Annotated in this window: 21 protein-coding genes and 1 pseudogene; 8 read left to right on the top strand and 14 right to left on the bottom strand. The window is 73.5% G+C overall.

The window, feature by feature from the left end:
* Positions 1–43: 43 nt before the first annotated feature.
* On the bottom strand, positions 44–1,273 hold the full coding sequence (locus ACIRVF_RS09305; protein ID WP_402815660.1) for a serine hydrolase domain-containing protein: 1,230 nt from the start codon (positions 1,271–1,273) through the stop codon (positions 44–46).
* A gap of 242 nt (positions 1,274–1,515) precedes the next feature.
* Here ACIRVF_RS09305 and ACIRVF_RS09300 point away from each other — a divergent pair, with 242 nt between their 5' ends.
* Together ACIRVF_RS09300 and ACIRVF_RS09295 are read left to right on the top strand one after the other, a co-directional pair.
* Positions 1,516–2,244 (top strand): helix-turn-helix domain-containing protein, encoded by a 729-nt coding sequence (locus tag ACIRVF_RS09300; RefSeq protein WP_402815659.1) that lies wholly within the window; start codon positions 1,516–1,518, stop codon positions 2,242–2,244.
* Positions 2,245–2,377: 133 nt separating this feature from the next.
* Positions 2,378–3,139, top strand: coding sequence for a serine hydrolase (locus ACIRVF_RS09295; protein WP_402815658.1), 762 nt, complete (start codon positions 2,378–2,380; stop codon positions 3,137–3,139).
* A gap of 174 nt (positions 3,140–3,313) precedes the next feature.
* Here the strand turns inward: ACIRVF_RS09295 and ACIRVF_RS09290 are convergent, their stop codons facing one another.
* The 6 genes from ACIRVF_RS09290 to ACIRVF_RS09265 all read right to left on the bottom strand — a co-directional run bounded on the left by ACIRVF_RS09290 (position 3,314) and on the right by ACIRVF_RS09265 (position 10,008).
* The gene (locus ACIRVF_RS09290) at positions 3,314–4,447 is read right to left on the bottom strand and encodes an FAD-dependent monooxygenase (RefSeq protein ID WP_402815657.1); all 1,134 of its coding nucleotides are present in this window, start codon (positions 4,445–4,447) and stop codon (positions 3,314–3,316) included.
* Entirely contained in the window at positions 4,444–5,082 is a 639-nt protein-coding gene (locus ACIRVF_RS09285) for a GTP-binding protein (protein ID WP_402815656.1), read from the bottom strand. The genes ACIRVF_RS09290 and ACIRVF_RS09285 overlap by 4 nt, the downstream gene beginning before the upstream one ends.
* A gap of 57 nt (positions 5,083–5,139) precedes the next feature.
* Complete coding sequence (locus tag ACIRVF_RS09280) at positions 5,140–5,511, bottom strand: DUF742 domain-containing protein (protein ID WP_402815766.1); 372 nt, start codon at positions 5,509–5,511, stop codon at positions 5,140–5,142.
* Positions 5,512–5,630: 119 nt separating this feature from the next.
* Positions 5,631–6,077, bottom strand: coding sequence for a roadblock/LC7 domain-containing protein (locus ACIRVF_RS09275; protein ID WP_402815655.1), 447 nt, complete (start codon positions 6,075–6,077; stop codon positions 5,631–5,633).
* Positions 6,074–8,890, bottom strand: coding sequence for a nitrate- and nitrite sensing domain-containing protein (locus tag ACIRVF_RS09270; protein ID WP_402815654.1), 2,817 nt, complete (start codon positions 8,888–8,890; stop codon positions 6,074–6,076). Before ACIRVF_RS09270 ends, ACIRVF_RS09275 begins: the two co-directional genes overlap by 4 nt.
* Before the next feature lie 431 nt (positions 8,891–9,321).
* Positions 9,322–10,008 (bottom strand): FadR/GntR family transcriptional regulator, encoded by a 687-nt coding sequence (locus tag ACIRVF_RS09265; protein ID WP_402815765.1) that lies wholly within the window; start codon positions 10,006–10,008, stop codon positions 9,322–9,324.
* Positions 10,009–10,177: 169 nt separating this feature from the next.
* On the opposite strand from ACIRVF_RS09265, the gene ACIRVF_RS09260 reads away from it, so the two are divergent.
* The 4 genes and pseudogenes from ACIRVF_RS09260 (at position 10,178) to ACIRVF_RS09245 (ending at position 13,683) form a co-directional block, all read left to right on the top strand.
* Positions 10,178–11,983 carry a 2-isopropylmalate synthase gene (locus ACIRVF_RS09260; protein ID WP_402815653.1) on the top strand — a complete coding sequence of 602 codons (1,806 nt, stop codon included), beginning with the start codon at positions 10,178–10,180 and terminating at the stop codon, positions 11,981–11,983.
* Positions 11,980–12,465, top strand: a complete 486-nt coding sequence (locus tag ACIRVF_RS09255; protein ID WP_402815652.1) for a YbaK/EbsC family protein — start codon at positions 11,980–11,982, stop codon at positions 12,463–12,465. Before ACIRVF_RS09260 ends, ACIRVF_RS09255 begins: the two co-directional genes overlap by 4 nt.
* Positions 12,466–12,762: 297 nt before the next feature.
* Positions 12,763–13,179 (top strand): annotated as a pseudogene (locus ACIRVF_RS09250) (peptidoglycan-binding protein); the annotation flags it as partial.
* Between the two features lie 12 nt (positions 13,180–13,191).
* Positions 13,192–13,683, top strand: a complete 492-nt coding sequence (locus ACIRVF_RS09245; protein WP_402815764.1) for a hypothetical protein — start codon at positions 13,192–13,194, stop codon at positions 13,681–13,683.
* A 376-nt stretch (positions 13,684–14,059) separates the two neighbouring features.
* Here ACIRVF_RS09245 and ACIRVF_RS09240 read toward each other — a convergent pair whose 3' ends face one another.
* Both ACIRVF_RS09240 and ACIRVF_RS09235 read right to left on the bottom strand, forming a co-directional pair.
* On the bottom strand, positions 14,060–14,443 hold the full coding sequence (locus ACIRVF_RS09240; RefSeq protein WP_402815651.1) for a VOC family protein: 384 nt from the start codon (positions 14,441–14,443) through the stop codon (positions 14,060–14,062).
* Positions 14,444–14,613: 170 nt separating this feature from the next.
* Positions 14,614–15,303 (bottom strand): alpha/beta fold hydrolase, encoded by a 690-nt coding sequence (locus tag ACIRVF_RS09235; RefSeq protein ID WP_402815650.1) that lies wholly within the window; start codon positions 15,301–15,303, stop codon positions 14,614–14,616.
* A gap of 281 nt (positions 15,304–15,584) precedes the next feature.
* Between ACIRVF_RS09235 and ACIRVF_RS09230 the strand changes: the two genes are divergently transcribed.
* Positions 15,585–16,214, top strand: coding sequence for a hypothetical protein (locus ACIRVF_RS09230; protein ID WP_402815649.1), 630 nt, complete (start codon positions 15,585–15,587; stop codon positions 16,212–16,214).
* Between the two features lie 413 nt (positions 16,215–16,627).
* Here the strand turns inward: ACIRVF_RS09230 and ACIRVF_RS09225 are convergent, their stop codons facing one another.
* The 4 genes from ACIRVF_RS09225 to ACIRVF_RS09210 all read right to left on the bottom strand — a co-directional run bounded on the left by ACIRVF_RS09225 (position 16,628) and on the right by ACIRVF_RS09210 (position 20,001).
* The gene (locus tag ACIRVF_RS09225; RefSeq protein WP_402815648.1) at positions 16,628–17,590 is read right to left on the bottom strand and encodes an SDR family NAD(P)-dependent oxidoreductase; all 963 of its coding nucleotides are present in this window, start codon (positions 17,588–17,590) and stop codon (positions 16,628–16,630) included.
* A gap of 89 nt (positions 17,591–17,679) precedes the next feature.
* Complete coding sequence (locus ACIRVF_RS09220) at positions 17,680–18,051, bottom strand: hypothetical protein (protein ID WP_402815647.1); 372 nt, start codon at positions 18,049–18,051, stop codon at positions 17,680–17,682.
* A 166-nt stretch (positions 18,052–18,217) separates the two neighbouring features.
* On the bottom strand, positions 18,218–19,114 hold the full coding sequence (locus tag ACIRVF_RS09215; RefSeq protein ID WP_402815646.1) for an aldo/keto reductase: 897 nt from the start codon (positions 19,112–19,114) through the stop codon (positions 18,218–18,220).
* On the bottom strand, positions 19,111–20,001 hold the full coding sequence (locus ACIRVF_RS09210) for an NAD-dependent epimerase/dehydratase family protein (protein ID WP_402815645.1): 891 nt from the start codon (positions 19,999–20,001) through the stop codon (positions 19,111–19,113). The genes ACIRVF_RS09215 and ACIRVF_RS09210 overlap by 4 nt, the downstream gene beginning before the upstream one ends.
* 99 nt (positions 20,002–20,100) lie before the next feature.
* Between ACIRVF_RS09210 and ACIRVF_RS09205 the strand changes: the two genes are divergently transcribed.
* Positions 20,101–21,054 (top strand): LysR family transcriptional regulator, encoded by a 954-nt coding sequence (locus tag ACIRVF_RS09205; RefSeq protein WP_402815644.1) that lies wholly within the window; start codon positions 20,101–20,103, stop codon positions 21,052–21,054.
* Positions 21,055–21,239: 185 nt separating this feature from the next.
* On the opposite strand, the gene ACIRVF_RS09200 is transcribed toward ACIRVF_RS09205, so the two are convergent.
* Positions 21,240–21,665 (bottom strand): DUF5959 family protein, encoded by a 426-nt coding sequence (locus ACIRVF_RS09200; protein ID WP_402815643.1) that lies wholly within the window; start codon positions 21,663–21,665, stop codon positions 21,240–21,242.
* Between the last annotated feature and the right edge of the window lie 90 nt (positions 21,666–21,755).

Raw genomic sequence — 21,755 nt, 5'->3', positions numbered from 1 at the left:
CCCGGCCGGGCGTTCCGCGTGGGCGGCCGTCGAGTTCGGCGGGTCAGTCCTCGATCGCCTGGTAGACCGTGGTCCAGAAGTCGTGGATCAGCCGTGCCGAGGACGGCACGGACATCCCGGTCTGGGTGAGCACGATGCCGACGAGCCCGTTCTCCGGGTCGGCGTACGTCGAGGTGCCGCTGCCGCCGTCCCAGCCGAACTGGCCGACGGGGGCGTAGTCGCCGCGGTAGGTGCGCACCGCCATGCCGAAACCCCAACCGCCCTGCTGTCCCTGGCCGTACGAGATGTGGACGTTGTCGGCGGCCAGGGCGCGGCGGACGGCGGTCTGTTCGGGCGTCATGCGGTTGGTGGTCATCAGCCGGACGGCGGGCCGGGACAGGATCCGCTCGCCCTCGTGCACGCCGTGGTCGAGCAGCATCCGGAAGTAGGCGTGGTAGTCGTCGACGGTGGACACCAGTCCGCCACCACCGCCGGGGAACGCCGGCGGCTTGCTCCAGCGTCCGTCGGCGGGTTCGTCCCACACGGTGAACGCCCCGGTCCGCGGGTCGGGGGCGTAGAGGGGCGGCAGCCGGTCGATCTTGGCGGCGGGAACGTGGAAGCCGGTGTCCTCCATGCCCAGCGGATCGAGGATCCGTTCGCGCAGGAAGGACTCGAAGGGCCGGCCCGTGACCCGGGCGACGAGCACGCCGAGGAGGTCGCTGGCGATGTGGTACTGCCACTGCTCCCCGGGCTGGTGCATCAGCGGAAGCGTGCCGAGGCGGCGGATCCACTCGTCCGGCTCGGGCATCGGCGTCGGCAGGTCGGGGGTGATCCCCTGCTCGAAGACCGCGTCCATGATCGGGGTGCCGAGTGCGGTCAGATCCATGCCGAGACCGAAGGTGCTGGTCAGGACGTCCCGCACGGTGATCGGCCGCTTGGCCGGGACGGTGTCGTCCAGCGGTGCGTCGATCCGCTTCAGCACCCGCCGGTCGGCGAGCTCCGGCAGCCACTGCTCCACCAGGTCGTCCAGCCGCAGCCGGCACTCGTCCAGCAGGACCATCGCGGCCGCCACCGAGAGCGGCTTGGACGTCGAGGCCATCCGGAAGATCGTGTCCCGGCGCATCGGCGCCCCGCCGTCGTGGCTCATCGTCCCGAGCGCTTCGACGTACGTCTCGTCGCCGCGGCTGACCAGTGCGACGACGCCCGGGATCCGGCCGGAGTCCACGTGACGCGCGAGCACGTCGCGAACCTTGCGCAGACCTGCCACGGTGAAGCCGCCGCTGTCGGTTCCCATTGCTGGATCTCCCCCTGAGTGAGTGTTCGGGATTCACTGAACGCTCCCGAAGCTACATTGCGTTCAGTGAATCGTCAACGCGTTGAGCTTGCTGGTAATCCCCACCGCATAAGGCAAGTTGGGCTTTCATTGCAATGGGCTTGATGCCGAACGCAATGGCTGCAGGGCCGAGCATTGCAATGGGGAGGCGGTGAATGCATACTGCCCGGGGAACGGGAACGGCGTGGACCGAAGGGGGAGCGATGCCCGGACACAGGCTCACCGGCGAAGACCGGGGACTCATCGCCGAGGGGCTGGCCGAGGGGCTCGGCTACGCCGAGATCGGGCGGCGCCTCGGGCGGCCCGCCTCGACCGTCCTGCGGGAGGTCACCCGCAACGGCGGGCCCGAGGGGTACCGGGCGAACGGAGCGCAGGAGGCCACCCGGGACCGCGCGCGGCGCCGGAAGCAGGCGGACCGGCCTCCGGCGCCGGTCGTTCCCGGGGCCGGCGACGGGCGCGACCCCCGGGAGGTCCAGGAGTTCACGGACTTCTTCACGCTCCTGCTCGAACAGCAGGGGCTGCCCAGGATGGCGTCCAGGGTGCTCGTCTGCCTGTACGTCACCGATTCCGGCGCCGTCACCGCCGCCGAACTGGTCGGGCGACTCCGGGTCAGCCCGGCATCGGTCTCGTCCGCCGTCAACTTCCTCGAACAGCAGGGGATGATCAGGCGTGAGCGGACGCCCGGTGAGCGCCGCGAGCGCTACGTCATGGACGGCGACATCTGGCGGCGCTCCACCCTCGCCGCGCTGCGGATGAACGATGCCCTGATCGCGGCGTCCCGGCGCGGCGCGGAGGTCCTCGGCGCCACGAGTCCGGCGGGCACCCGCTTCGGCACCTCCGCGGAGTTCCTGCTGATCATGAGCGAGGCCCTCCGGCAGGTGATGGAGCGGTGGGAGCGGCGGGCGTCCCCCGGCGAACCGGACCCGGCCTGACGGCGGGTCGGGATCCGGCGTCAATCCGCGCCAGGGCCGGTGCCGCCAGATCCAGTTCCGGTCCCGAGCCGTCGGCGCGGCCCGCAAACGGCCGTTGGCGTTCTTTCGGCCCGAAATGCCCTACCCTTCCGCCATGCTCTCTGTTGTGGTTGCCCCCTGGGCGGGCGAGGCGGAGCCGGTCTTCATGCGTGCGCCGGATGAACTGCACGACGCCGCGAGCACGATGAAGATCGCGGTGCTCGCCGCACTCACCCGCAGCGGGGCGAACCTCGATGCCGAGGTGCCGGTGGTGAACCGGTTCGAGTCCGTCGTGGGCGGGGAGTTCGGCAACGATCCCGACTGGGACAGCGATCCGCTGCCCTGGGAACTGCTCGGCACCCACGTGCCGCTGCGCCTGCTGGCCGAACGGATGATCACCCACTCCTCCAACCTGGCGACCAACCTCTGCCTGGCCCGTACCGACCGGCGTTCGGTGGCCGAGGTGTGGCGCCGGGCGGGGGCCACCCGCAGTGCCAGCCCGCGGGGGATCGAGGACCAGGCGGCGCGCGCCGCGGGCGTGCACAACCGGGTGAGCGCCCGCGACCTGGTCCGGCTGCTGCACTCGCTCGCGGACGAGCCCGAACTCCTCGCCCTGCTGGAGCGCAACGACTTCCGGGTGGACCTCGCGGCCGGGCTGCCGCCGGGCACCCGGATCGCGTTCAAGAACGGCTGGGTGCCCGGCGCCCGGCACTGCGTGGGGCTGGTCCACCCGCGCGACTGCCCGCCCTACCTGATCGCCGTCTGCTACACCGGCCCGCTCGCCTCCGGTGCGGACCGGGGCGACCCGGCGGCCCGGCTGCTGGCGCGGATCTCGGCGGAGGTCTGGAGGCGCCGCCGCGCCATCAGCCCTTGCTGATCCCCGGCATCGACGCGCCGCCCGGGTGCCAGGTGGCCAGGAAGCCCGACTTCCTGGCGGCGTCGACGAGTTCGATGTGCGTCCCGAGGCTGTCCATCCGGTGGTGGACGAACGCGTGCCCGTGCGGGCGGCCCGGGAACTCCCGCGCGGGGTGGCGGGATCACGGCACCGGCGTCAGTACGGCTTGACCAGGACGTGGGCCGCGCCGGGGATGCCGATCTTCAGCAGCTCGTCCTCCTCCGGGGTGGTCGGGGTGCCGGTCTCCTGCTTGAGGACCGCCCGGGACAGCGCCTGCACCCACATGGCCCGCGGGCGGCGCCGCTCCTCCCAGGCGGTGAGGGCCGCCGGGACGTCCTCGGCCGCGTCCAGGCTCTGGGCCAGGACGAGGGCGTCCTCGACGGCCATCGCGGCGCCCTGGGCGAGGTGCGGGGTGGAGGCGTGGGCGGCGTCGCCGGCGAGGACGACGCGGCCGACGTGCCAGGGCTCCTCGACGGTGACCTGGGAGATGCGGGAGTAGACCACCGCGGCCGGGTCGGTGATCTGGGCGAGGGCTTCGGCGATCGGGCCGCCGAAGCCGGCCAGCCGCTCGTGGAGCTGCTCGTGGGCGGTCGCCGGGTCCGGGCGGAAGTCCTCGGGCTCGGCGAACACCGAGCCGAGGTACATGAGTTCCTCGCTGATCGGGGTGAGCAGCGCCTTGGCGTGGAGGTTCCCGGCGGACATCACCACGCCCTTGACCTCGGGCGAACGCGGCAGCGTGACACGCCAGTTGGCGAAGCCGGTGTACTCAGGCGCGTACTTCTCCCCGTACAGGTGCCTGCGCAGCGGCGAGCCGATGCCGTCGAAGCCGACGACCAGGTCGTAGCGGCCGCGGTGGCCGTCGGTGAGGGTGACGTCGACCCCGGAGCCGTCGTCGGTGAGCTCCGAGACGGAGGTTCCGAAGCGGACGGTGGCGCCGACCGAGGTGGCGGCGTCGGCCAGCACCCGGGCCAGGGCGGGGCGCGGTATGCCGTTGTTGGAGGGGGCGTCGCCCATCCGGGGCTGGGGGATCTGGGCGAGGGTGGTGCCGGCCGGGTCGCAGATGGTCAGCACCTCCCACTCGAAGCCGACGGCCAGGCACTCGTCCAGCACGCCGATCTCGCGCATCACGTGCAGGGCGTTGGAGGGCTGGATGATGCCGACGCCGAGGGCCTCCAGCCGGTCGCGCAGCTCGGCGACCTCGACGTGGTGCCCGCGCCGGGCGAGGGCGGTGGCGACGGTGAGGCCGCCGATGCCGCCGCCGTGGACGAGGACGCGAAGGGGGGTGGTCATGAAGGCTCCAAAACGGCTCGGCCGGCGGGGGCGGGAGAGGAGGCGGGGGCGGCGGCGAGGTCCATCAGGTGGTCGACCAGGGCGAGCAGCAGGTCGCGGCCGAAGCCGCGCTCGCGCACGTCGCCGATCAGCATCGGGACCTGGGGGTCGAGATCGAGGGCGGCCCGGATCTCCTGCGGGGTACGGGTGTTGTGGCCGTGGAAGCAGTTGATCGCGACCACGAACGGGATGCCCCGGCTCTCGAAGAAGTCGATCGAGGCGAAGCTGGTGTCCAGCCGCCGGGTGTCGGCGATGACGATCCCGCCGAGGGCGCCATTGACCAGGTCGTTCCACATGAACCAGAAACGTTCCTGCCCGGGCGTGCCGAACAGGTAGACCACCAGCTCGGGGCTGACGGTGATCCGGCCGAAGTCGAGGGCGACGGTGGTGGTGTCCTTCTGGTCGACGCCGGCCAGGTCGTCGACGCCGACGCTGGCCGTGGTCAGGTACTCCTCGGTGCGCAGCGGGGTGACCTCGCTGACCGAGCCGACCAGGGTCGTCTTGCCGACGCCGAAGCCGCCCGCGATCAGGATCTTGACGGCGGCCGGGGCGGCGGCGGGCTCGTCAACGGCGCTGCGGGGGTTGGGTGTTGCCATCGGACCTTCTCTTGGGGGCCACCGACTCGGCCGGTGGAGGGAATCGAAACCGGCCGGTCAGGTCGACAGTCTCCGGAGTCCTTCGCGTACGGCCGTGAGCAGGCCGAGATCCACGCCCCCGGCGGCGCGGGCCACCGAGAGCGGCGCCCGGGCCTTCAGCAGGCCCTGGGCGACCAGGTCGCCCAGCAGGATCTTGGTGACCGAGACCGGGAGGTCCAGGCCGGCCGCCACCTCGGCGACGGCCGCCGGGCGCCGGCAGCGGTCGAGGATCAGCCGGTGCTCGGGCTGGAGGCCGCGGGCACCGGCGCGGCTGCCCCGCGCCAGGGCCGCGTCGGCCTCGGCCTCGGCGGTGGTGAGCACGGTGATCAGGGTGAGGTCGTCGCGCTCGGGGGCGGTCCGGCCGCGGGTGATGGTGTACGGGCGCACCATGACGCCCGTCTCGTCCTCCGCGTCCGGCTCCTCCAGCTCGCTCCAGTGCGGCACCCGGCCGCGCGTCCAGGCGTCCCCCTCACCGCCGGCGGGGCCGCCGCCGTACGGGCCCATCCCGGTCAGCCCCGGTTCCGGGAGGCGAAGGCGTCGAAGGACGCGGGGGCGCCCTCGGCGCGGGCCGGGGTGGTGAGCTTCTGGCCGACCTGCTGCACCAGGGTGTGCATGGCGACGGACATCACCTCGGCGTCCACCTCCTGGGAGGCGACCACGGCCAGGTGGGTGCCCTGGGCGGCGGCGATGACGAACAGCCAGCACTCGGCGAGCTCGACGATCACCTGGTGCACCGGCCCGCCGTCGAACAGCTGGCCGACGCCGCGGGCGAGCGACTGCTGTCCGGTGGCCACGGCGGCGAGGCGCTCGGCGTCGGCCCGCTCGATGCTGCGGGAGTGGCTGACCACGAGGCCGTCGTCGGAGAGCAGCACGGCGTTGCGGGTCCCGGGCACCGAGTCGACGAGTCCGTCCAGCAGCCAGTCCAGGTCCTGGTGGGTGGCGGTCGTGCGGTTCATGACTGGTCATCCGTTCGTGTGGTTCGGGGTTCCGCGGCGGGCAGTGCCCAGGGGGAGGGGGCGGACGCGGAGACTGGGGGGCCGGCGGGCAGAGCGGGGGGAGCCGGCGCAGTGGTGGGGGCGGGCAGCGGGTGTTCGCCGCTGTCCTGGGCCCGGGCGGCGCGGGACTGGCGCTGGAAGGCGCCGATGGTGGCGCCCGAGCGCCGTACGGGACGTCCGTTGTCGGGCTGTGCGGCCTGGTGGCGCGGGCCGGCGGCGGGCTGTTCGGCGCCCGGCTCGACCCACTGCTGACGGGCCGGCGGCGGCACCCGCAGCTCGGCGGCCAGGCTGGCCTGCCGGACGCGCTGCGGCAGCGGCGGCTGTCCGCCCTCGACCGGGCTCACCGGGACGGCGGAGGGGTACTCGCGCCCCCGGCGCCGTTCGGCCAGCCGGTAGTGGTCGGCCGGGCGGTACTGCTCGTCGGCGTACGGGGCCTCGGCCTCGGTGACCCTGGCGTAGGCGATGTCCGGGTAGGCCGGGGCGGGGGCGTCCGGCGCGGGGGCGCCGGGGACGGAGGCCGGTGCGGCGCCCCCGCCGTGCGGCGCGACGGCCGGGGTGTCCGGGAGGGCGGGCGCGCCGCACCCGAACGGGGTGGCCGAGTGGACCGGCGGCGGGTCGGCGGGGGAGCTGTGCTGGATCGGCTGCTCGGCGAAGCCGGGCTGGTACGGCTGCTCCTGGTACGGCTTTTCCCGGTACGGCTGCTCCTGCCGGTAGGCCGGGTCCTGGAACGCCGCGGCGACGCACTCGACCGGCCCGCCGCCTCCAACGGCTCCGGCGCCCCCGTAGGCCCCGGCCTGCCCGAAGGCCTCCACCGGCGCGACCGGCGGCGCGGGCGGCCCCACCGGCGGCGGGGCCTCGTCGGAGGCGGAGCGCACCGCTCGGCGTGAGCGCCGGACCAGCGGGATCGGCTCGGCGGGCGCGGCGTCCGGCAGCCCCGCGTCGCCGTCGATGACCAGCTCGTCCGGCACGAGCACGACGACCCGGGTGCCGCCGAAGGCGGACGGCCGGAACTCGATCTTCAGGCCGGTGAGCGCGGCGAGCCGGGCGACCACGTAGAAGCCGAGCCGGATGTCGTCGGCCCGGGCGAGCACGTCGGTGCGCGGCGGGCGGCTCATCAGTTCGTTGGCGGCGTCGTACTGTTCCGGGTCCATGCCGAGGCCGCGGTCCTCGATCTCGACCGCGAGCCCGCGTCCGACCATGGCGGCCCGGACCTCGACCGGGGTGGGCGGCTTGGAGAACGTGGTGGCGTTCTCCATCAGTTCGGCGAGCACGTGGGCGACCGGTCCGACGGCCCGTTCGGAGAGCCACGGGTGTCCCTCGACGTCGATCACGATCCGCCGGTAGTCCTGCACCTCGCCCTGGGCGGAGCGCAGCACGTCCAGCAGAGGTACGGGCTTGCGCCAGCGCCGCTGCGGCTGGCCGCCGGCCATGATGACGAGGTTCTCCTCGTAGCGGCGCAGCCGGGCGGTGAGGTGGTCGAGGTCGAACAGGCCCTCCAGGACCTGCGGGTCCTCGTGCTTGCGCTCCAGCTCGTCGAGCTTGCGCAGCTGGCGGCCGATCAGCAGCTGGGTGCGGCGGGCGATGCGCTGGAGGAGGCGTTCGAAGCCGCGGTGCTGTTCGGCCTGCCGGACGGCGGCTTCCAGGGCGGCGGAGCGGGCCAGGTTGAGGGCCTGGCCGAGGCGGGCGAGTTCGTCGGTGCCGTTGCCGTGCTCGCCGGCGGTGACCTCTCGGCTCTCGGTCCCGGCGTCGACCTGTTCGCCGCGGCCGAGGCGGTCGACCACCTCGGGCAGGGTGCGCTCCATCTCCTCGGCCTGGCTCTGGAGTTCCTTGATCCGGCGGCGCAGCGAGCGGCTGATCCGCCAGGAGGCGACGACCACCGCGACGACGGTGATCAGGCCGATGACGGTGGTCAGCACCACGCGGGTGAGCAGGTCGAGGATGGTGCCCTTGCCGACCTCGACGATGGCGCTGGTGCGGGTCTCGATCGCCTTGACCAGCTGGGGATTGAGCTGGTCGACGGCCTGACGCCACTGGTCCTGGGCGGCCGGCAGTCTGACCGTGCCGTTGGACTCGGCGGCGGTGGGCCGGGTGAGCTGCTGCTCGACGGAGGCCTTGGCCTGCCAGGCGGGGCCGTTCATCAGCTCGTGCCAGGCGGTCGCCTCGCCGTCCGGAACATAGGGGACGACCTGGACGGTGAACAGGTGGTCCTCGGCGCCGATCAGCTGCTGGACCTGCTGGTAGTCGGCGGTGCTGAGCCGGCCGCTGGGCCAGCCGCGGGCCAGCACGGCGTCCTCGCGCGCCAGCATCTCCTTGGCCCAGAAGGAGTTGACCAGGGTCTTGGACACCCAGGTGACCTCGCCCGCGTCGACGTGGCTGAGCGCGGTGAACAGCCGCAGGTCGACGGCGATCAGGTCGGTGTAGTACGTGAAGACGGTCTGCTGGTCGACCGAGCCCTTGTCCACGGCGGCGCGCTGCTCGGCGAGCCTGCCCATCGCCTGCCGGGCCTCGGCGACGGCGCTGCGGACGTCGTCGGGGGCGTTCTCGGTGCTCTCCCCGGAGAGGGCCTGGAACTGGCGCACCGCGTCGTCGGTCGACTGCCGCTGGCGGCGCAGCTGGTCGGTGTTGGCGCCGGGCCGGGCGAGCGCCTCGGCGCTGAGCCGGCGCTCCTCCTGGAGGTTGTAGTAGACGATGTTGGACGGCTGGCCGGCCTTCTGGGCGAGCATGCCCTGGGCGGCCTGGCGCTGGAAGTCGAAGACGGTTTCGCCGCTGGTCACGGCCCAGAGGGCGACCAGGGCGAGACTGGGGACGACGGCCAGGACGAGCAGCGCCGACCGCAGGGACAGGCGTGGACGCCTGCGGGGGCCCGTCGGCGTCGGGGGCCGCCGATTCGCACGCGCGCGCAGAGCAGACTCCTTGGGGCTGGCGGCCGACCGGTGAGGCGCGGGCCGTCCGGGCACGGGCTTTTGACGTAGCGATATTAGTCATACCGTGTGATTGGAGTGAAAGCCCGTTCGCCGCCTCGGCCGTACTTGCGCACGAACCGGACACAATGTCACCTGCACGTTGACCGTTTGTGTCCGAAGCAGTCTGGCTCCGCCTCGCCTGACACAGTGTCGGTCCCGCTCGCGGCTGGCGGATGACCGCCGTGTGAAAACTGTGTGACGCCCCCTCCGGTCCGTCCTCCGATGCGCTCCGGCCGCGGTGCTCAGGGGCTGAGCAGCCGCGACCGGGTCGACTCCAGCTCCGCCGCCAGCACCCGCCCGGCCGCCGCCGGATCGCCGTCGTGCAGGGCCCGGACGAGCTCGGCGTGCGAGGCGTAGCCCTGGTTCGGATCGCCCTCGCGCAGGCCGAACAGGCCCACCAGGGCGACCAGGTGCTCCCGCAGGACCGGGGCGAACTGGGCGAACAGGTCGTCCAGCACGGGGTTGTGGGCGGCGGCCACCACCGCCGTGTGCAGCGCGATGTCGGCGTCCACGAAGGCGGTGTCGTCCGCCCCGCCGGCCGCCAGGCGCGCGGCCAGCGCGGCGTCCACGGCGGCGAGGTCGGCCGCCGTACGGCGCTCGGCCGCCAGGCGGGCCGCCTGCACCTCGACCATCGTGCGCACCTCGTAGACGTGCGCCAGCTCGGCGGCGCGCAGCCGGGTGGTCCAGTCCCCGGCAGCCGGGCGGTCGGCCGTCACGAACACCCCGGAGCCCTGGCGGCTGTGCACCATCCCGGCCGCGGCCAGCGTGCGCAGCGCCTCCCGGACGGTCGAGCGTCCGACGCCCAGTTCCTTGGCGAGCGCCACCTCGCCGGGCAGCTTGCCGCCGACCGGCCACTCCCCGGACCGGATCCGCTCCTCGATCAGGGTGGCGGCCTGTTCGGCGAGGGGGGAGGGGCGGAGCGGGGGCATCGTCGTCACCTGTCAGGTTGTCTGAGTACTTCTGTCGTGGTTACTCTACCCGGCATGCAGCCGTGGAGCGCTCTCCTTCTTGGTGGCCGCAGCGGGGCGTGACCGGACCGGCACCCCACTGCGGGGCGCCGTCCTGCCGGTCTCCGGTACCCGAGTTGAGGACATCCCGATGCGGTTCCCGACCCTGCACGCCCCCGCCGGCCCCGTCCCGGCCGACGCCCCCGCCTGGAACCCCCAGCGCGGCGGCGCCATGCCCTCCCACCGCTACCGCCCCGCCCACGAGCGGGTGCACGTCCCCGCGCTGCTGCGCCGCTGGCCCGGCCGCCGGATCGAGCGCGCCCCGCTGTGGGTGCCCGTCGACCTGCGGGACGGCAACCAGGCGCTCGCCGAACCGATGGACCCGGCGCGCAAACAGCGGATGTTCGACCTGTTCCTGGCCATGGGCTTCAAGGAGATCGAGGTCGGCTACCCCTCCGCCAGCCGCACCGACTTCGACTTCGTCCGCCGGCTCGCCGAGCAGCCCGGGGCGGTGCCGGAGGACGTCACCGTCGTCGTCTTCACCGCCGCCCGGGCCGACCTCATCGACCGCACCTTCGAGGCCGTCGAGGGCCTGCCGAACGTCGTCGTCCACCTCTACACCGCCACCGCGCCGCTGTGGCGGGACGTCGTCCTGGGCAAGGACCGGGACGAACTGCGGGCGCTGATCACGGCGGCGGCCGAGCGGATGGCCCGGCTGGGGGAGGGGCGGGACGGCCTGCGCTTCCAGTTCTCGCCCGAGGTGTTCAACCTGACCGAGCCGGACTACGTGCTGGAGGTCTGCAACGGCCTCACCGGGCTGTGGGACGCCTCCCCCGACCGGCCGGTGATCCACAACCTGCCGGCCACCGTCGAGATCGCCACCCCCAACGTGTACGCCGACCAGATCGAGTACGTCGACCGGCACCTGGACCGGCGGGAGGCGGTGATCCTCTCCGTCCACCCCCACAACGACCGCGGCACCGGCGTCGCCTGCGCCGAACTCGCGGTACTGGCCGGCGCCCAGCGGGTCGAGGGCTGCCTGTTCGGCAACGGCGAGCGCACCGGCAACGTCGACCTGGTGACCCTGGCGCTCAACCTCCACACCCAGGGCGTCGACCCGATGCTCGACCTCTCCGACATCGACGAGATCCGGCGCACGGTCGAACACTGCAACCGGTTGCCGGTGCACGAACGGCACCCGTACGTCGGCGACCTGGTGCACACCGCCTTCTCCGGCACCCACCAGGACGCCATCAAGAAGGGCTTCGCCCAGCACGCCGCGACCGCCGCCGAACTCGGCCTGCCCGAGCGGGAGGCGCCCTGGTCGGTGCCGTACCTGCCGATCGACCCGGCCGACCTCGGGCGCGACTACGAGGCGGTGATCCGGGTCAACAGCCAGTCCGGCAAGGGCGGGATCGCCTACCTGCTGCAGACCGGCGCCGGACTGGAACTGCCCCGGCGGCTGCAGATCGAGTTCGCCCGGGTGGTGCAGGAGGCGACGGACGACAGCGGGCTGGAGGTCACCGGCGAGGAGCTGTACGGGCTGTTCCGGGCCGAGTACCTGGATCCGGGGGCCGGGCGGGAGTGGCGGGTCGGCGACGACTGGGCCGAGGTGGACGGCCGCCGGGGCACCGGCGCCGGGCCGGTGGACGCGGTGGCGGCGGCGGTGGGGGTGGAGATCCTGTCGTTCAGCGAGCACAAGGTCGGCGGCAGCTCCGACGCGGTCGCGTACGTGGAGGGCCGGGCCGACGGTGAGGTGGTCTGGGGCGTCGGGCGGGACGCCTCGGTGCTCACGGCGGGCGTACGGGCGGTGCTGAGCGCCGCCGGTCGGGCCGGAGGTGGGCGGGCCGGTTCCTCCGGTCGGGCCGGCTTCTCCGGGCGGGCCGGCTCCTCCGGGCGGGCCGGCTCCTCGGGCCGGGCCGGCTCCGGGCGAAGGAAGGGCATGATGGGGCGATGAGTCCATCCCTTCCCGTGCGCAGCCTCGCGGTCGCCGAGGCGCTGGCGGCGGCCGGCGTCGCCGGTGAGATCGTCGTCCTTCCCGACTCCGCCCGGACCGCCGCCGAGGCCGCCGCCGCCCTCGGCTGCGAGGTCGGCGCGATCGCCAACAGCCTGGTCTTCAGCTGCGACGGCGAGCCGTTGCTGGTGATGACCAGTGGCGCCCACCGGGTCGACACCGCCTTCCTGGCCCGGCAGTTGGGCGCGGGCGAGATCGCCCGCGCCTCCGCCGCCCAGGTCCGCGAGGCCACCGGACAGGCCATCGGCGGTGTCGCCCCCACCGGCCACCCGGCGCCGCTGCGCACGGTCGTCGACACCGCGCTGCGGCAGTACGAGGTGCTGTGGGCGGCGGCCGGGCACCCGCACACCGTCGTGCCGATGACGTACGAGGAACTGCTGCGGGTCACCGGCGGCGCGCAGAGCGCCGTGGCGCCGACGGACTGAGCCGCTCCGCGTTTTTCGGGGCGTGGGCCGGAGTTGCGGTTCGGGGCTGCGGATCAGGGCTGCGGTTCTGCGCGTGACTCAGGGCCGTGGTTCAGGGCCGTGGTTCAGGGCCGTCGCGGGTTCGGGACGTCCCTGGGGCGAGGTCACCGTCCCAGGGACGCCGGGAACGCTAGAGGGACGCCGTCCGGCTCTCCTAGCGTCTCCCCTCGGCGGCCGGTGCGGCGGACGGGCAACGCTCCCGCGCCCGTGCCTCCGCCGTCCCTCTCCCGCGCTCAGTCCCACCAGTGAGGAACCGTCATGAAACGCATCCCGGCCCTCGTCGCCGCGATGTTCGCCGCGCTGCTCGCGGCCGTGCTCGTCGCCCCCGCCGCCCAGGCCGCGAGCTGGCCGATCGTCCGCAACGGCGACCGCGGCGACAACGTGACCACGGTCCAGTACCTGCTGTCCGCCCGTGGCTTCGCGACCGGTGCCGACGGCGCCTTCGGTCCCGGGACCGAAGGCAAGGTCAAGAGCTTCCAGAGCGCCAACGGCCTGACCCCGGTGGACGGCGTGGTCGGCCCCGACACCTGGTCCAAGCTGATCGTCACCGTCCGCAGCGGCGACAACAGCGATGCCGTCAAGGCGCTCCAGGTCCAGCTGAACGCCCACGGCGCCGGCCTGGCCGTGGACGGTGCCTTCGGCCCCGGCACCGACTCCAAGGTGCGCGACTTCCAGCAGTCCGCCGGCCTGAACCCGGTCGACGGCGTCGTCGGCCCGGCCACCTGGGGCGCCCTGCTCGGCGGGGGCGGCAGCACCGGCGGCTCGGGCGGCTCCGGTGGCGACACCCTGAGCCAGTCGCAGGCCGCCTCGATGCTCTCGGCCGCCGGCATCACCTGGTCCTCCTCGGGCAACTGCTCCGACCGCACCAACAGCAGCTGCACCTCCTTCGACGGCCTGCGCCGCGCCTCGGTCGACGGCGCCGTCAACCTGAAGCACGCCGTCGGCAGCTGCCCGCTGAACATCACCGGTGGCACCGAGACCGGCCACGCCGGCGGCACCTACAGCCACGGCAACGGCTACAAGCTGGACTTCGGCATGATGAGCTGCCTCACCAACTACATCCACGGCACCTTCACCCACAGCGGCACCCGCGGTGACGGCGCCGACCTGTGGACCGCCCCCTCCGGCAACATCTACGCCAACGAGGGCAGCCACTGGGACGTCACCTTCATGAACTGACGCCCGCCCGTCGAGACGGCAGCCCGCAGCCCGTTGTCATGGCTGCGGGCTGCCGCCCGTTCCGGGGGATGCCGCTGCGGTGCTGCCGACCCGGATCGCCGAGCCGGCGGACGAGCCGCTCGCACCGGAACCGGGCGGCCGGCGGGTGGAACGGAAGGCCGGCGGGCGGATTCGAGTCCGTCCGACGACCGCTCCGCCCACTCCCAGGCCCCGCGGCGGGACCGGGTGCGGGCGAAGACCAGAGGCGGGGCGCTGCATCGGCCGTAACCTCTCCCGCCGCGGTGACCCGGACGTTCAACTTCGTACCACCGGGAGCCGGATGGCGGTACCGCAGGCGGCCCGTGTCCGGGCAACCGCCCGGCAGAACCGTCAAGCGCTACGAAGACACCGCAGCCCGGTCGGACTCGCTGCGCAGCACGCAGAACTCGTTGCCCTCCGGATCGGCGAGCACCGCCCACCCCGAGCCGTCGGGGTTCCGCAGATCGCTGACCATCGACGCCCCGAGCCCCAGCAGTCGGTCAACCTCCTCCTCCCGCGAGGTCTGCGGCCGCAGGCACAGGTGGACGCGGTTCTTGACCGTCTTCGGTTCCGGCACCTGGTTGAAGTACAGGACCGGCCCGTCCGGCAGCGACACCGCGACTTCCCGGTCCCCCGGACCGTCCTCCGGGTCCAGCGGACGGCCGGTCACCCGGCTCCAGAAGAGGGCCAGTTCATAGGCGTCCGTGCAGTCGATCGCCACGTTCTGCAATACCGAGACCATGAGCCCGAGCCTTCCCGATTTCCGCTCCGGACGCCACCGCCTTTCCGGACGCCACCGCCCTTCCGGACGCGATCGCCCTTCCGGACGCGATCGTCCGAGCGATGACACCGGACCCGACGAACACCTCGGGGGCGCTCGCTGTCGTCCCGTCGCCCGTCGCCCGGTCGCGGCTACCGGGCGGTGCGGTAGGCCTCCAGGCGCTCGGCCAGTTCCCTCGGGTGTCCGAGCATCGGCATGTGGTCCCCGGGCATCTCGTCGGGCCGGAAGCCGAGCCGATCGGCCACCACCCGCCGCATGAACTCCACCGGGAAGAACCGGTCACCGGCGGACAGCAGGGCCCTGGTCGGCACCTCGGGCCAGGCGGTCAGTGGCCACGGCTGGTCTAACGGCGTGGCGGCCTGGTCCCGCTGGTGGTCGGCGAGCAGTTCGGCGGCGAGGGCGGCCGGGGTGTCGTGGAGGTAGAAGGAGACCGGGTCCTCCTCGGTGCCTTCGGGGACGCCCCGGCGCCGGTCGGCCTCCTGACGCGCCGGCCCGTACCCGGTGTTGTCCCACCACCGGCCCGGCGACTCGCCCGGTGCCGGGACCTGCGCCTGGAGCATCACCAGCAGGTCCACCGGCACCCGGTCGCACACCAGCGGGCCGGTGAATCCACCGAACGAGTGGGCGACGACGACGAGTCGCGTCCGGTCACCGATCGCCTCGACCACCGTGTCCGCGTACTCCGCGAGGCCGGCCGACTCGTTCTCGCAGGGCAGGTCCGGCGCCACCACCTCGTGCCCCCGGTCGCGCAACTCGGCGGCCAGCGGCCCCCAGTACCACGCGTCGGCCGCCGCGCCGTGGATCAGTACGTACGTCGCCACCGTGCCCCACCTCCGCCGTCCGGAACCCGCCGCTGGCAACCTACTCGGCCGCAGTGACAGCCGCCGGTCCTCCCGGTTCGTCGGCGCGTCTCGTGCCGGCTCGCCGCGGGGCGGATCGTTCGCTGCGCCCGGCCCGCAGCCGCGACCTCCCCCGGGACGCGACCTCCCCCGGGAGGGGGAGCCGATCCGTTCGCAGGGCGGAGGTGGAGCCCCGGCCGGACTGCGATCTTCGAATCGGCAAGGCACCGCACCGACCGGACCCCGGACCAGGAGGACTCCCCATGACCACTCGCGCCACTCCGGCAAGGCTGCACGGCCGCACTGCGGCGGGTGTACCCCGCTGGGCGGTGTGGGCCGCGTACGCGACCTCCCTGACCGCGCTACCCGCCGGCCTCTGGCGGATCCTGAGCGTCGACCTGCGGCTACCGCTGATGGAGGCCCCGGCCGACGGCCGGCCACCCCCGGACTGGTTCGGCGCCGAGTGGTGGTACGTCATCGCGTTGAGTCTGGTCAGCGAGGCCCTGGCGTTCCTGGCGGTCGGACTGGTCAGCGAGTGGGGCGAGGTGTGGCCCCGGTGGATCCCCCGGCTGGGCGGCCGACCGGTCCCCATCCTCGCCGCGGTCATCCCGGCCGGCCTCGGCGCGACCGCCAACACCCTGCTCTGGCCCTACTCGATGACCATGATCAGCCTCGGGCGCATGGTCACGGGCGAGGCCAACCCACGGGCGGGCACCCACGGCTGGCAGGCCGTGGTCTTCTACGGCGCGTACTGGCCGCTCGCCCTCTGGGGGCCGCTGCTCGGGCTGCTCACCGTGCACTACTACCGTCGTCGCCGCCGCGCCGCCGACTCCACGGCGGCGCTCCTGCGGCCAACCCGACGGCGCGCCACCAGTCCCGCTGAGGCGGACTGAAGCGGGATTCGTCGGACGTGACGGCGGCAGCTGTTCCGGACGCTCAGGAACGCGGCCGGTCCGCGGCGGGTGACACGGCGGGTGACACGGCGGGCGTGGCGGGCCATCGAGGCGACCACCGGTCCGGTGCCCGCGCGGGCGTGGCGCGTGGGCGTGGGAGTGGCGTGCGGGCGTGGCGCGTGGGCGTGGGCGTGGGCGTGGCGCGTGGGAGTGGCGCGTGGGCGTGGGGTGTAGGGACCGCCCGGGAGCCCACACGCCCAAGGGTGCGACGCCGGTGTGGAGTGGGGGGGGGGGGGGGGGGGGGGGGGGGGGGGGGGGGGGGGGGGGGGGGGGGGGGGGGGGGCGCCGGCCCCCCCCCCCCCCCCCCCACGCCTCCTTCGCGTCCTCGGCCTGAGGTACGCCGCCTCGGGGCGCTACCCGGGGAGGGTGCCCGGGTCGGTGCCGGTCAGGTCGCGGCTGGCCTCCCACAGGCGGGCCGCGACGGTGGGGTCGGTGAGGTTGGCCCACACCGGTTCGAGGTGGGGCTCGCCGCGCAGGCCGAAGGCGCGTGGGCCCCACAGCTGGCCGCCGCGTACGGCCGGGTCGAGTACCGCCCGGACGGCGGGCCAGGCGCCGGCGTGCTTGCCCTGGAGGAGGAGGCCCGCGGGTGCGGCCCCCAGACGTGCGGTGGTGGTCCGCACGTGGACCGGCGGGCGGGAGGGGGTCAGGGAGTCCAGTGCGCCGCCGGGGTGGACCACCACGCTCGCCACCGTGCCGGCGGCGGTGCTGCCGGCCGCGCGGAGTCGGCGGTCGAGTTCGAGGCCGAAGTGCATCTGGGCGAGCTTGGAGCGTCCGTAGGTGCGCTTGGGCCGGTAGTCCTTACGGGACTGGAGGTCGTCCAGGTCGAGGCGCTCGGACTTCGCCGCGAAGCTGCCCATGGTGACGACGCGGGCCGCCGGGGCGGCGGACAGCAGCGGCATCAGCCAGTGGGTCAGGGCGAAGTGCCCGAGGTGGTTCGTGCCGAACATCAGCTCGTGACCGTCCCCGGTCTCCTGGCGCGGCGGGTCGTCGAGCGCCACGCCCGCGTTGTGGACCACGGCGTCCAGGCGGTCCACCCCCAGTGCGTCCGGAACCGTCCGCAGCGAGGAGAGGTCGGCGACGTCCAGTCGTACGGCGCTCAGCTGCGCACCGGGGACGCGGGCCCGGATCGAGGCCATGGCGTTCTCGGCCTTGGCGGGGTTCCGGCTGCCGAGCACGACGGTCGCCCCGGTCGCCGCCAGTTGCTCCGCGACGAAGTACCCGATCCCGGCGTTGCCGCCGGTGACCAGGAAGACGCTGCCGTCGGCGCGCGGCAGCCGTCGGACGTTCCAGGGTGAGGTGGGGGATGCGGACGACATGGCGGCGGGACTCCCTTACTGGTCAGGACGGCTGCGGCTGCCCGTGGGCGGCTCGGAACCGATGATTCCGGCAGCCGCCTGCACGCCGCTCACAGATCACTGCCAGCCCTGCCGGGAGGCCGACATCCCGCCGACATCCGGTCGTGGACGCGGAGCGCCGAGGCCACGGCCCTCCGCGCGTGCTGCCGGGTGGGGAGTTCGAGGTCGACGGTGTAGAGGTCCGCGTACGGCAGGGGGGCGTCGCCGGGGGTTTCCGCGTCCTTCCTGATCTGCTCGTGGACCTTCGCCTCGGGAACCGCTGCCAGCAACTGCCGGAGGTGACCCCGGCTCGACGCCTTGGCCCGGAGCACGGTGCCACCGTGGGCGGCCACCTCGGCAAGGGAGAGGAGCCGGTCGGTGAGCGAGAAGACCGCATCGAGGTCGGGGGTGCGGAGCAGGGGAAACGCGAGGTTGTGGGGCACGGGCGTCAGTACCATCGCCCAGGCTGTTGGAGCACCATCTGATCTTCCGGGCGGGCGTTCACTGCGGCGGCGGGTACTACGCCTGTCGTTACGACGCCTGTTGTAACAACAGGTGTCGTAACGACAGGCGTAGTTGCTGCGGGTGTAGTTACTACGGACGCAGCAACTACACCCGCAGTCCCGCCAGTTCCTCCGCCGACAGCGCCAGCCCGGCCGCCGCCGCCGAGTCGCGGATGGATGCGGGCCGGCGGGCGCCGGGGATCGGCAGGAGGAGCGGGGACTGCGCCAGGTGCCAGGCCAGGCAGACCTGCTGCGGGCTGACGCCCCGGGCGCGGGCCAGGGCGTGGAACGGGGTGTCCGTCGCGGGTGCGTCGCTGCCCGGGTCGTCGACGGCGCTGAGCGAGATGCCGCCGAGCGGGCTCCAGGGGAGGAAGGCGAGGCCGAGCCCGGTGCACAGGTCGAGGGTGTCGCGGGTGGCGGTGTACGCAGGGGAGAAACGGTTCTGCACGGAGACGAGGCGCGGCCCGAGGATCTCCCGTGCGGTCCGGATCTGCTCGCAGTCCACGTTGGAGAGGCCGACCATCCGGATGGTGCCCGCCTCGGCCAGCTCCTGCAGCGCGCCCACGGACTCGGCGAACGGCACGGCCGGGTCCGGCTTGTGCAGCTGGTAGAGGCCGATTGCCTCGACGCCGAGCCGGGCGGCCGAGGCCTGGGCGGCCCGCCGCAGGTGACGCGGGTCGCCGTCGACCGTCCAGCTGCCGTCGCCGGGACGGCCCCGGCCGCCCTTGGTCGCCACCAGGACGCCGTCCGCGCCGCGCCCGTAAGCCGCCAGGGCGCGGGCGACCAGGTGTTCGTTGTGGCCGACCTCATCCGCGTGCCAGTGGTAGGAGTCGGCCGTGTCGATCAGCGTCACGCCCGAGTCCAGGGCGGCGTGGACGGTGGCGATCGCCTGCTCCTCGTCGGGGCGGCCCTCGACGGACAGCGGCATCGCACCGAGGCCGACGGCGCTGACGGTGAACCCACCGATGGTGCGGGTGAGGGCGGTCGCCCCGGCGGCGGTCACGCGTGGACCTCCTTGACGGCCTGGGGCAGCCAGTCGGTGACGGCGGAGAAGCGGAAGCCCAGGCGGGCCGAGCGCCCCGTGTCCATCGCGTAGCAGCGGTCGAAGGAGAACGGGGAGGCAGGCTCGCCCCCTCCCGTGGCCAGCCGGGGCTCGGTGCCGGTCACCAGGCCCACCGCTGCGCACAACTCCCGTACGTCCAGGGAGCCTTGCGAGGCTGCGTTGACCGGTCCGGTGAAGTCGGCCTCGGCGGCCCAGGCCAGGAAGCGGGCGATCTCCGCCTCGTGGACGAAGGACGCGCGCTGCGGTGCGGCGTGGACGGCCACCGGCAGGCCGCGTCCGATCCGGTCCACGTAGTGGGCCAGCCGGCCGGTGAAGTCGGCGCCGCCGAGGACGTGCGCCGTACGGACGGTGACGAGGTCGAAGACTGCCTGCCGGGTGAGCAGTGCCTCCGCCTGGCGCTTGCCCTCGGCGTAGTGATCGGCAACGAACTGGCCGTGACTCCAGGGAAGTCGCAGATCCACCGGCTCGGCCGGCAGGTCGAGCGCCGATTCGGTGAGCGGCGGGCCGTCGGGCCGGCCGAGGTGGGCGTAGACCTCGACGGTGGAGGTGAGCACGTAGCGCGGGGTGCGGTCGGCGAACACCCGGGCGGCGACGGCCGCCTGGACGGGCGTGTAGCAGACCTGGTCGACGACGGCGTCGAACTGCCGGTCGGCGAGCGCGGCGCGCAGCGCGGCCTCGTCGTCGCGGTCGGCCCGCAGGTGGGTCACCCCGTGCGGGGCGGGGGTCGAGCCCCGGTTGACGACGGTCACCGCCGCACCCGCGTCGCGGAGTTCCTCGACCACCCGCCTGCCGAAGTAACGGCTTCCGCCGATCACACACACGTCCACGCCCTCGATCCCTTCCCATCGCTTCCGGTGGGGTCAGCCTGCCGGGGATCGGTCGCCAGCAGTAGTGTCGAGGTCGAGGGCCCATCATTAGGAGAACTGTTGATCGACGTCCAGCGACTGGCGGTACTACGGGAAGTCTCCCGCCGCGGCAGCTTCAACCAGGCGGCCCTGGCGCTGCACTGCACCCCCTCGGCCGTCTCCCAGCAGGTTGCCGCACTCGAACGCGGCCTCGGCGCGCCCGTGGTGGAGCGCTCCACCCGCGGCGTCACGCTCACCGACGCGGGCCGACTGCTGGTCGAGGCCGCCGACGCCATCGCCGCCGAACTCACCGACACCCAGCAGCGCATCGCCCGGCTCACCGCCGAGCGGACCGCCCTGACCGTCGCCACCTTCGCCAGTGGCGGACGACGACTGCTGCCGGCAGCGCTCGCCGGCTTCGCCGCCGACCACCCGGAGGTGGAACTGACCATCCTGGAGGCGGAACCGGAGGACAGCCTGCCCGCCGTCCGCGAGGGACGCGCCGACCTCGCCCTCGCCTACCACCTCGAAGGCCCGCCGCCCGCCCGGCCCGGTGACCGCTCCGGACTGGACTGGACCCACCTCGGCGAGGATCCACTGCGCGTCGTGCTGCCGCGCCACCACCCCGCCGCCGCCCGCCACCGGGCCCACTCCGAGGCACCGCATCTGGCCGAACTCGCCGACCAGCGCTGGATCCTGGGCTGCCGCAAGTCCGCCGGCCAGCTCGCCCGCTACGCCGACCTGGCCGGCGTCGAGCTGCGGATCTCGTGCACGGCGACGGACTACGAGTTCGCCCAGTCCCTGGTCCGCGCCGGGATCGGCATCGCGCTGATCCCGGAGATCGGCCTGGCCAGGCACCCCGAACTGGTCGCCCTCCCACTGGCCGAACCCAGCCCTCGCCGCCACCTCGGGCTGGCCCTCGCCCGCCGCCGCCGCGGACGGGTCGCGCGGCTGGCGGAGGAACTGGCATCCCGGCTGACCGGGGGAGCAGCAGGGGGCGAGGAGGCGGTGCCGGGTTCGAACTTTTTTGGGTGACCGAGGGATTGACGAACCACCGGGCACCTGTCGGCCGGGGCAGGACCGGCAGCAAGCATCACCTGATCGCCGACGCGACCGGGCTCCCGCCCGCCGTCGCGCAAACCGGCGGCAACCGCAGCGACGACACCCACGAGGCGCTCCTCGGCCTCGGACGCTCCCCCGTTTGCCGGCGGAAGCTCTGTTCAGTCCTGGGACAGGTGGTCACCCCAAGCGGCGAGTACGGCGCTGAGCAGGTGCCGATGGGTCGCGATCCAGTCGGGCGGCAGGTCGATCGGCACTCGCACGGTCACCATCGAAAAGAGATCGTCCTCAACCACCACCTCGGGGCAGCCACGCTCGCCGTCGAGCTGGATGAGGACGGACGCACCGCGCTGGGCTTGCAACCAGGCGATGTCCTCGCCGGCCTCAAGGCGATCCAGGGCCTCGCTCCACGAAGTCAGCCGTGACCGCCACAACGAGAGCTTCACGCGTCCGGTCACGAACGGCGTGTCGACGACGATCTCCGCGTGGAGTCCTCCGGACACTCCTTGCAGAGGGCCGAGTACCGTGATGCGAACACTGTTGCCTTCGTCATCACGGAACAGAGCCAGATCCAACTGCCCAGCCATTGCCAAGATCGCCTCCCACAACGATGAGGTGATCTTGGCGCACGTCCGGTCAGTTGGCCAGCGACTTCGGTCTCTGTCGAGGTCATGTCG

This window comes from Kitasatospora sp. NPDC101157, assembly GCF_044768255.1.
Classification (GTDB): Bacteria; Actinomycetota; Actinomycetes; order Streptomycetales; family Streptomycetaceae; genus Kitasatospora.
This window is presented reverse-complemented; position numbering and strand designations above follow the sequence as displayed.